An 8,263-nucleotide genomic window follows, 5' to 3' on the forward strand; every position below is an offset into this window, starting at 1 on the left:
TCAATAATTTATAACTCTGCAATTATACATTGTTAGACCTATTTTAGCAATCTTTTCCTATCATTCAACACTTCTGCTGTGAGTGATGAGCTAATCGGCGACATATCAAGCCACTCACATAGCAAAAAATACTTGGCTCCTGGTACACTCAATTTTACATCCAGGGCAGTTGCTGCGCCCTCTTGAAACATGGTTTTATCAAGATTTGTTTTACACTCAGCCGCAACATAAGCAATATTTGCCTCGCGGGAGATAGTCTCCTTAAAATCTTGGTTATGAGAGGCTTTTAGAAATATTTTTCTACTAATCGCAAAATCTTGATCCTTTGCTCGAATACTCATCCCACCGCCTTTTGGACTGAGTTTTAAACTTGACTCAAATCGTAGTGATGAAAAACACTGTGTTGGGCCAAAGGATAATTCTTTGTCCTTTAATGAATCTGCAAAGACGGTTGTAACTAAGATAGGTATAAATTCTTCAATAATAGAGTTGTCAAGTTTTAATTGCCCTTTTTGACGGTACAAAAAATCATTATCACTGTCAAAAATTAGTTCAACGTCAATGTATCGCTTATAGGAGGTTAGATGGGATACCATCTCTGGAACAACTTTCAGATCATCCCTCCTGATGTTTTTAAGCGTTTCCAACCATTTTTTATAGTATTCGATTGCTTGATTAACACGCCGTTTATCTGTAGGAGGTAATTTACCATTATCAAGTAATGCTGCTAGTTTGTCCCCATGTGGTTGAGCTAAATTAAACATAATTTTCTTCTTTTGGGTTGAGTATTTCAATGGTTTTTCGTGAACGATGCAGATCGAAATAAGGTGAGGGCTGTACTGTGGCCGCCTTATCGATAGCATCCTTGATTTCATATTTTACTTGTTCATTCGCTACGGAATAAGCAGATATTAAGGCTTCTACAGAAAGAGTTCTGGCTTGATGTATGTCAAAATAATACTGTAAGTCTTCTCTTTTTGTAAAGTGTAGTATATCTTCTTTGATCGTTTTTCCATAACGATTTACAAAACTTCTTTCTTGACGGATATCTAAGCTAATCCCCAATACTTGACGAGCAACTTCGGCAACTAACTCCCCGTTTAAAAATGGCGTTCCTCTAATATTTGATTCTTTACCTACTACAAATATCATTTTACTGTTAGGGCTGCATATTCTTAACAATTCTTGCAAAGTATAAGCCATGTCTAAGCAATATTGAATCACAGTTATAAATCTATTGCTTCTATGCTTGCGATTAGAACCAAACTCTGATTTTGCCACCTCTAAAATTTTCCAGTTTAGTGCTTCAGTAGAACCGCGATACTGCTGATGATAGTTAAATACATTGATATAAGGGGGGGAGGTAATCACAAGATTGACGCTGGAGTTTTGTAAGGGAACGTTTCTTGCATCGGCATTGTAGGCATTTATCGGCTTTTTACTATAGGGTAGTTTAAGGACAAAAGTAGCGATATTTTCCGCAATAGTAAAAACTCTCGATTGGGTAAGTTTTTTGTTTTCTAAGTCTAGCAATATCACTAATGCTTCATGTAGAATATTAAGGAACTTTTCTTCATCGTCAACGGCTACGTCTACAATTTTATCTATTAAATCATTGGCTGTAAATTCTTTTTGTATTGTTTGGAATAGTGGCATTCTCTCCCATATCTCTGTTTTGAGTTGACCGAAAAAAGAATTGATACATTTTTCACGCTTTGTTTGTGAAATAGTGATGAATTTATAAGTGTTAGCTAGGATTAAAGCTGCTGGATTGATTTCTGTTCCGCAGGCTTCCAGTCCGAATCTTCCTGCCTCATATAAAACTGTTCCACTACCTAAAAATGGGTCGAAAATCACACTATTTTTATTGGCATATTTATCAATCAAAGTTTCGACAAACTGGGGGGAAAATTGCCCTTTCCAAGGAAGTGGATTAGTACGTTGTTTATCTTCAATGTCTAATAGTTGTTGAGGAATTTCTTGTCTATTGATAGGAGTTTCACTAAAAATACTAGAGACAACCATAATTCGGATTTTTACTACGGGGCGTGAATTTATGAATGGAAAGCGGGAATTTGTTTTGTAGATGGCAGGTAAAAATCAGAGATTGTTGGTGAAACCAGCCCCCTACAAATTACACATGAAAATTAATTATAATTTTTCGGTGGGTGGGGGCGGGTTTTAAGATTGTGGGTAAAAATCCGAGATTGTGCCTCAAACCAGCCTACCAATCAACAAGAAAAATTGATTAGAATTGCTCTTTGAATTCATCCAGTTTAGCCTTGATAGCCTGCATATCTTGCCACATATACCATTTTGGAGTTTCCGGTTCGCGGGAGGGGTTTCGCAACAAGTACGACGGGTGAAAAATTGGCATACACAAACGATTTTCCCATTCAATCCACTGACCTCTAATTTTACTAATGGGTCGCTTGTCGCTTAGCAAACCTTTGAGGGCTGTTGCACCGGTTAATAAAATAATTTTGGGGTCTAAGATGCGGATTTGTTCGAGCAAGTAAGGTTTGCAAGCTTCGATTTCTTTTGCTGTCGGAGGGCGGTTGTTGGGAGGGCGACATTTGATGACGTTGGCAATGAATACGTCGGTTTCTGCACTCAATCCCACGGATTCTAAAATCTTATCTAACAGTTTGCCCGATCGCCCGACGAAGGGCAATCCGGTTTCATCTTCGTTTTGTCCGGGCGCTTCTCCCACAATCAAAATTGAGGCTTGAGGATTGCCGCGGCCGATGACGGCGTGAGTGCGGCTGTTGCCCAATTCGCAGCGGTAGCAGCGGTTGCAGTGCTCGGCGATTTGTTCCATATTTTGATAAGTGCCGGGAGGGATGGGAATTTTGGCATTTGCTGGTATTGAGTCTGTTTGGAAAGTGGCACTTTGATTGTTGTCAAAAAGGCTGAGTTGCAAGTCGCTGGACATACTTTTTACAATTAGGGAGATATTTTTGAGCCTAGAGTTTATAGTTTAGATCGGGTTGTGTGATTTGAGATTGGCTAGAAGCTTGTGTGCGATGCTGTCGATTCCCTACGGGATAGCTACGCTTCACGCACAATCTCCAATTAACACTCGCAGAATCTCCAATTTTTTGGTTGAGCTCGTACAGGCAAAAATATGTTCTCTAACCCGTTTTTTGACGATCGCGCCGATGCAGGCGAAAAACTGGCCGAGGCAGTTGTGGACGAGTTCGGCAAGTTGAGTTTAATGACACAGAAGGCGGTGAAACCGATTGTTTACGCTTTGCCGCGGGGGGGTTTGCCCGTTGCTGTGCCGATTGCGCGTCGCTTGGGCTGTCCTTTGGATGTGGTTGTCGCTAAGAAAATTACTCGCCCAGATAATTTAGAATTGGCGATCGGGGCTGCAACTGCTGATGGTCACGTCCTCTGGGAAAAGCAAAAGCAGCACAATTTACGCTTGCAAAAATCAGCATTGCCCCTGGCCCAAAATAATGCTCAATCTCTGCTGGCCGATTTGTCTCCTGGACGCCCAAATATCAGCGCGGCTGGGGCTTTGGCGATTTTGGTAGATGACGGCATTGCTACGGGGATGACGATGGCTGTGGCGGCTAAGGCTTTGGAGTCGCAGCAACCGCTGGCTTTGTGGATTTGCGCGCCTGTCGCCCCGGCAGATTTGATGGGATTTTTGGCCCAGATGGGCGATAAGTTGATCGTTTTGGAGACTCCTCACCCTTTTTACAGTGTCAGTCGCTTTTATGGGCAATTTCCGCAGGTTGAGACGGCGGAGGCTTTAAGGTGTTTGCAGCAACAAACTGAATGGCGATCGTAGGTTAAGCTAGAAGGCTAAATCCAAAAGCTCGATCGCTAAAACATGAGACCTTGGCAATATTGGTTGGACACTTTGATTCTGTCTACTCAGCACAATCCGCCTCGCTTTGTTGAGTTGGTGATGTTGACTTTGGCGATGATGTTGCTGGGGCTGTGGAGTGTAACATTGCAGTGGCAATATTTAACGCTGTCTCTGAGTTATATAATTGGTTCGTCTTTTTCAATTTTGGTGCGGGAATCGATCGGCCCGCGGCCTCAATTTCAGCTAACTCACCTGACAGCTTTGTTGTTATTAATTATCAGTTTTTATAGTTTTGCTGAACTGATTAGATAGTTAAGGCGGTTTTGAGTTGTAGAGGCGGGTTTTACAATGTCATTAGCGGGTTGTGAACTAGATGTTTTTTTGAACGAACCGCGAAGACGCGAAGACGCGAAGGAAGAGAAGAGAAGATCGAGAGTTCACAAATCATTAGCCATCATCCTACATTCTAATGGGATTGATGCAAAATTATGCGGTTCCCGGCAGGATCGAAGGCATAGATTTCTAAACCGTGAGAAGTTTTGATAATTTCTCCGCTGGGCGGATAACCTAAAGCCCAAATTCGGGCGATCGCAGTTTCGATATCGCTGACTTCCAGGCACAAACTCATGCCTGTTTTTGCTCGATTGGCAAATTCCGATTTGTGGGAATCTTTGGGTTTGAATATGCCGAGTCTTAAGCCCTTGAGTTGAAATTCAGCATAAGTATTGGGAATGTAAGGGTTTGGTTCTATGTCGAGAAATTTTGTGTAAAATTTAACGAGAACTTCCTTATCAAGGTCTGCTAAAGTCACTAGGGCGGCGCTGTATTGGAAACTCATATAATAAATTGGTAATGGGGGATTACTAATGGAGAATTGGTAATATTATACAACATTCACTGCGATATCAAAGCTTCGGATATAAAAGGGAGTGACTGTGCAAGTCTTGGTATAATCAATTGCTCGCCCTGCAATCCCTTTACTATTCAAAGTGAGATGAATCCAAAAGGAAATCAAGAGAACCAGAATCTTAGAAGACTCAGAGTCACTCCAACAACCCCAGATTCTAGGTTGATTGAGAATCGAGAATCTAGATTTCCGCGTGCGGTTGCTATGGCGATAGATGATGCTCAAGAGGTTATGAACGATCTCTATCGGGAAGAGGCAGAGTACGGAGATGGAAGTTGTGCTTTTATGGTGATGAAGGAACAATTTGAAGGTGGAGTAGAAAACCAGCCAATGTCCCTCAAAAAAGGAACTCTCCACCATACAAAGTGCCGTCAATATATTTCACATTTTAAAAAAAGATTGCTAGATTTGCCGTCTGAGCCTAATGAGCCTAAAGAAAAGATTACTAGAGAAATTAAAAAAATGGAAGAGGCGCTACAATGGGCTGAAGACTACCGCAACGGCAACGATCCGGTGATTCCCCGATGGGCAAACTCTTGGAAAGATCAGTTAGGAAAATAATCAATGGATATTATTAAGCTAGAGAACACTTACAAAACACCGTATCAGGGCAGGAACTGGCGGGATACAAAGCATGAGCTTCCTATCAAGCCAAAGGACACTCTGAGTTTCTGTGACTTAAGAAATTGCAGTCTAGAAGGACTCGACTTATCAATGGTAGAGTTCTTTGGTTGCCGTCTGAATGGTACCTTATTTAAAGCTGCCAATTTGCAGAAAACGGAATTTATTGGCTGTTTTTCTTCGGATGATTATCCGCCAACAGATTTTAGTGGTGCTAGTGGCGATGCGTCTGTAGTACATTCTCACCTTCACTACACAGGCGAATTTATGGGAGATTCTGTTTATATTGACGATAATTTTTGGATGGGAGACAGTCTAGAGTCCAAGTGGCCTGATGTTGTGGCTGCTGCTGCTACCGAAACACTTTCCGATCGCAATGATGTCAGATATAACGCTGCGGCAAAATTAGGAGATTTAGATAATCCTGTTGTTGCTCCCATACTGGGTTGTCTCCTTGCTGACGATGAGTGGGATGTGCGATCGATCGCCCTCGAAACATTAGGAAATCTAAGGGATCAGGAATTCCCGCAGGGTGACAATATTTTATTGCAGTGGATGTTCTTACGTCTCGGAGATCGACATTCGATTGTACGGCAGACAGCGAGAAACCTGGTTGAGATTCTATCACCACCCAACCATGTATTGCTTGCTTCTATTAACCGGATGATGTCGTCGGAGTCTGAGGAAAGAATGGCGGGCGTACTTGCAGCTATTGAGTTGTGCAGGCTAGACGAACAATATTCGAGTTTACTGGAGCCCCAAATTATTGAGAGTCTCTTGTTGGATGAAGCACCTGATGTTCGGCAAGAAGGTTCCTATCTTCTAGAAATTTTAGAGGATTGTTAGAAACTTTAACCGCAATCTGCTGTAAATTTCTACCTCCTTAAAATCCTCCAATTCGTCCGACTATTTGGATTTTACCTTGTCGAGATCCTTTGAGAATCACAGCTTCGCCGCTTTGCGGTATAATATCAGTAATCGCGGTAATATTTACTTGGTGAGTTACCATAATAATCGCGCCTTTAGTGTTGCGGTTGTCCACAATTAATTTGCGAATTGCTGCTGTTTGTCTGGCTTCTTTGCTGCTGTCCCTAAAGAAGGAGTTCAGTGCTGGGAAGGGTTCGACTTTGCCTAAATTTATCAATTTTGCTGTTTCTAAACACCGACACCACTGACTCGATAAAACTCTGGCAACTTTGATGTTGCGGTTGCGAAATTCGGCTCCAATTTGCTTGGCTTGAGTTCTTCCTTGTGCCGATAAATTGCGCTGGGTGGAACAGTCACCCAACTTAAAGTTAGCAGGATCTCCCGTACCTGGAGCGATCGCGTGTCGCATTGCTACCACCAACCCTGTCTCATCCCGCTGCAACAATGGCCACCCTGCTTGAGTTTGGGCGTTGGTTGCTGCGTCAGAACTTGCAGTTGCAATCATTAAGCCGATCGACAATACTAAAGCTAGCGACCGGAAAAACCATTTCCAGTTAAGGTAAATCCGTGCAGCCATTGTTGCAGAAGTTAGGAATTAACTTATCATATTATAATACAACAAATATTGCTCTATGGAACTCACCAATTTTATTGCTCTGTCTGTCATTATTGCCCTTGTGCTGGGGATTGGGTTTGGAACAATGACTTGGGCTTACTTCGGCAAGGGCAGCATTTCTGTAATCTTTAAAGAACCAATTTTAAATTCCCCAGAATTTCCCGATACCGACAGTGGCAGCAAAGCTTCCGTTTATTTTCAACAAGGAATTGAGGCTTATCAGTCGGGAAAGTACCGCAAAGCCAAAGATAAATTTAGCAGCGCTGTAGAACAAGTTTCAACTTTGGCAGAAGCTTACCACAATCGCGGCTTAGCTTTTGCAAATTTGCGATCGGATGACGAGGCTGTTGCAGATTTGATCCGTGCCAGCGAATTATACCAACAGCAGGAGGCTGGATTTGCGATCGACACGATTAAACAAAATCTGGCAGCCTTGAAGCAGCGCAAATTAGAACGAGAAAAACAAAAAGCAGTAGCGAGATAAATTATTATGTTCAACCACTAGGACTCAACTCACACCTAGATTTGAGGTCTGAAAAACCCGGTTTCTTGAGTGTGGTTGGGAGAAACCGGGTTTGTTTACATAATTTTTATTAAAGTTGAAAATCAAGATTTAACCTTCTCCTTCTCAACTAAATTGTTCTGGCATCTTCTATTTGGTCGATTTTAGCAATCATCATTTCTCGGCTAGGTGCCACAACTCGATAATTAGTAATGGGATCGTAAGCTTCCCATTCTTGAGTCACTTCGCTGTCTTGCCACAAAAACCATTCCCGGTAAATTTCGCCGTCATCTATGTCGCCGCACAAGGGAAGCCAATCATCTCCTCCCAAGCTTTCAAAATCTCCTCCTACTAAGTCAATCCAAGCAGTAAGGATACAAGAGTCAATAGCCTTATTATTAACAGTGACTGCGTTAGAGTGAAGAGAAGTTTCGGGAAAACAAAGTGTGGATTTCATAAGCTGTACCTGAATGTTATGTTATTAATTTATAAAAAAATCCTCTACGTCAGTGACAGCAGAATGCCGCTATCCTAACCTCCACAGTTCCCCCCTCGACAAACCGTGACACCCAAAGCGCTCAAATGCCTCTGCTGTAAGACTTGAGACCGCTTTGAGTCAAGTCGCTACAGAGGCTAAATTGAGCCACTTTGCTAACTGGCATAGAAGAAAGCCCGATCGACCAAATATTGCTGGCGAAGGCTCTCGCGCATTGAGGAGCGAAGACAGCGCGACTGCCAATTGTATACTGGGTACGTTGGCGAGTTTCCGTACAGTTTTTGTGATAAAATTAGCAGTAATACCAATTTTATATGAAGTTGCATAGAATAAAGATAGTGTTTAGAGGGCATCAGTGATGACACGCCAACTGA

Annotated in this window: 11 protein-coding genes; 5 read left to right on the plus strand and 6 right to left on the minus strand. The window is 42.2% G+C overall.

The genetic code is table 11. The features are described 5' to 3' along the window. Nucleotides 1-38 precede the first annotated feature (38 nt). The 3 genes from QUB20_RS27440 to QUB20_RS27450 all read right to left on the minus strand — a co-directional run bounded on the left by QUB20_RS27440 (nt 39) and on the right by QUB20_RS27450 (nt 2,935). On the minus strand, nt 39-764 hold the full coding sequence (locus QUB20_RS27440; protein WP_333251169.1) for a Bpu10I family restriction endonuclease: 726 nt from the start codon (nt 762-764) through the stop codon (nt 39-41). Then, entirely contained in the window at nt 757-2,025 is a 1,269-nt protein-coding gene (locus QUB20_RS27445; protein ID WP_333251166.1) for a DNA methyltransferase, read from the minus strand. The genes QUB20_RS27440 and QUB20_RS27445 overlap by 8 nt, the downstream gene beginning before the upstream one ends. Before the next feature lie 223 nt (nt 2,026-2,248). Next, the gene (locus QUB20_RS27450) at nt 2,249-2,935 is read right to left on the minus strand and encodes a uracil-DNA glycosylase (protein WP_333251162.1); all 687 of its coding nucleotides are present in this window, start codon (nt 2,933-2,935) and stop codon (nt 2,249-2,251) included. Nucleotides 2,936-3,127: 192 nt separating this feature from the next. Here QUB20_RS27450 and QUB20_RS27455 point away from each other — a divergent pair, with 192 nt between their 5' ends. Both QUB20_RS27455 and QUB20_RS27460 read left to right on the plus strand, forming a co-directional pair. After that, the gene (locus QUB20_RS27455) at nt 3,128-3,799 is read left to right on the plus strand and encodes a phosphoribosyltransferase family protein (protein ID WP_333062723.1); all 672 of its coding nucleotides are present in this window, start codon (nt 3,128-3,130) and stop codon (nt 3,797-3,799) included. Between the two features lie 42 nt (nt 3,800-3,841). Then, nucleotides 3,842-4,132 (plus strand): hypothetical protein, encoded by a 291-nt coding sequence (locus QUB20_RS27460; protein ID WP_333164903.1) that lies wholly within the window; start codon nt 3,842-3,844, stop codon nt 4,130-4,132. A gap of 154 nt (nt 4,133-4,286) precedes the next feature. Here the strand turns inward: QUB20_RS27460 and QUB20_RS27465 are convergent, their stop codons facing one another. Next, the gene (locus QUB20_RS27465) at nt 4,287-4,658 is read right to left on the minus strand and encodes a VOC family protein (RefSeq protein WP_333251159.1); all 372 of its coding nucleotides are present in this window, start codon (nt 4,656-4,658) and stop codon (nt 4,287-4,289) included. A 273-nt stretch (nt 4,659-4,931) separates the two neighbouring features. On the opposite strand from QUB20_RS27465, the gene QUB20_RS27470 reads away from it, so the two are divergent. Next, complete coding sequence (locus tag QUB20_RS27470) at nt 4,932-5,288, plus strand: hypothetical protein (RefSeq protein WP_333291800.1); 357 nt, start codon at nt 4,932-4,934, stop codon at nt 5,286-5,288. Nucleotides 5,289-5,291: 3 nt separating this feature from the next. Beyond that, nucleotides 5,292-6,194 carry a HEAT repeat domain-containing protein gene (locus tag QUB20_RS27475; protein ID WP_333251155.1) on the plus strand — a complete coding sequence of 301 codons (903 nt, stop codon included), beginning with the start codon at nt 5,292-5,294 and terminating at the stop codon, nt 6,192-6,194. Nucleotides 6,195-6,231: 37 nt separating this feature from the next. Here QUB20_RS27475 and QUB20_RS27480 read toward each other — a convergent pair whose 3' ends face one another. Next, nucleotides 6,232-6,852 carry a histidine phosphatase family protein gene (locus QUB20_RS27480; RefSeq protein WP_333251153.1) on the minus strand — a complete coding sequence of 207 codons (621 nt, stop codon included), beginning with the start codon at nt 6,850-6,852 and terminating at the stop codon, nt 6,232-6,234. A 55-nt stretch (nt 6,853-6,907) separates the two neighbouring features. Here QUB20_RS27480 and QUB20_RS27485 point away from each other — a divergent pair, with 55 nt between their 5' ends. Beyond that, complete coding sequence (locus QUB20_RS27485) at nt 6,908-7,375, plus strand: hypothetical protein (RefSeq protein WP_333055935.1); 468 nt, start codon at nt 6,908-6,910, stop codon at nt 7,373-7,375. Nucleotides 7,376-7,523: 148 nt separating this feature from the next. On the opposite strand, the gene QUB20_RS27490 is transcribed toward QUB20_RS27485, so the two are convergent. Then, on the minus strand, nt 7,524-7,850 hold the full coding sequence (locus QUB20_RS27490; RefSeq protein ID WP_333237874.1) for a hypothetical protein: 327 nt from the start codon (nt 7,848-7,850) through the stop codon (nt 7,524-7,526). Between the last annotated feature and the right edge of the window lie 413 nt (nt 7,851-8,263).

Source organism: Microcoleus sp. B4-C2, assembly GCF_036705265.1.
GTDB lineage: Bacteria > Cyanobacteriota > Cyanobacteriia > Cyanobacteriales > Microcoleaceae > Microcoleus.

What these genes read in the sequence shown, in the direction of transcription:
- QUB20_RS27440 (WP_333251169.1), bottom strand. Translation starts at nt 764, where the DNA reads ATGTTTAATTTAGCTCAACCACATGGGGACAAACTAGCAGCATTACTT.
- QUB20_RS27475 (WP_333251155.1), top strand. Translation starts at nt 5,292, where the DNA reads ATGGATATTATTAAGCTAGAGAACACTTACAAAACACCGTATCAGGGC.
- QUB20_RS27455 (WP_333062723.1), top strand. Translation starts at nt 3,128, where the DNA reads ATGTTCTCTAACCCGTTTTTTGACGATCGCGCCGATGCAGGCGAAAAA.
- QUB20_RS27450 (WP_333251162.1), bottom strand. Translation starts at nt 2,935, where the DNA reads ATGTCCAGCGACTTGCAACTCAGCCTTTTTGACAACAATCAAAGTGCC.
- QUB20_RS27445 (WP_333251166.1), bottom strand. Translation starts at nt 2,025, where the DNA reads ATGGTTGTCTCTAGTATTTTTAGTGAAACTCCTATCAATAGACAAGAA.
- QUB20_RS27460 (WP_333164903.1), top strand. Translation starts at nt 3,842, where the DNA reads ATGAGACCTTGGCAATATTGGTTGGACACTTTGATTCTGTCTACTCAG.
- QUB20_RS27465 (WP_333251159.1), bottom strand. Translation starts at nt 4,658, where the DNA reads ATGAGTTTCCAATACAGCGCCGCCCTAGTGACTTTAGCAGACCTTGAT.
- QUB20_RS27470 (WP_333291800.1), top strand. Translation starts at nt 4,932, where the DNA reads ATGGCGATAGATGATGCTCAAGAGGTTATGAACGATCTCTATCGGGAA.
- QUB20_RS27480 (WP_333251153.1), bottom strand. Translation starts at nt 6,852, where the DNA reads ATGGCTGCACGGATTTACCTTAACTGGAAATGGTTTTTCCGGTCGCTA.
- QUB20_RS27485 (WP_333055935.1), top strand. Translation starts at nt 6,908, where the DNA reads ATGGAACTCACCAATTTTATTGCTCTGTCTGTCATTATTGCCCTTGTG.
- QUB20_RS27490 (WP_333237874.1), bottom strand. Translation starts at nt 7,850, where the DNA reads ATGAAATCCACACTTTGTTTTCCCGAAACTTCTCTTCACTCTAACGCA.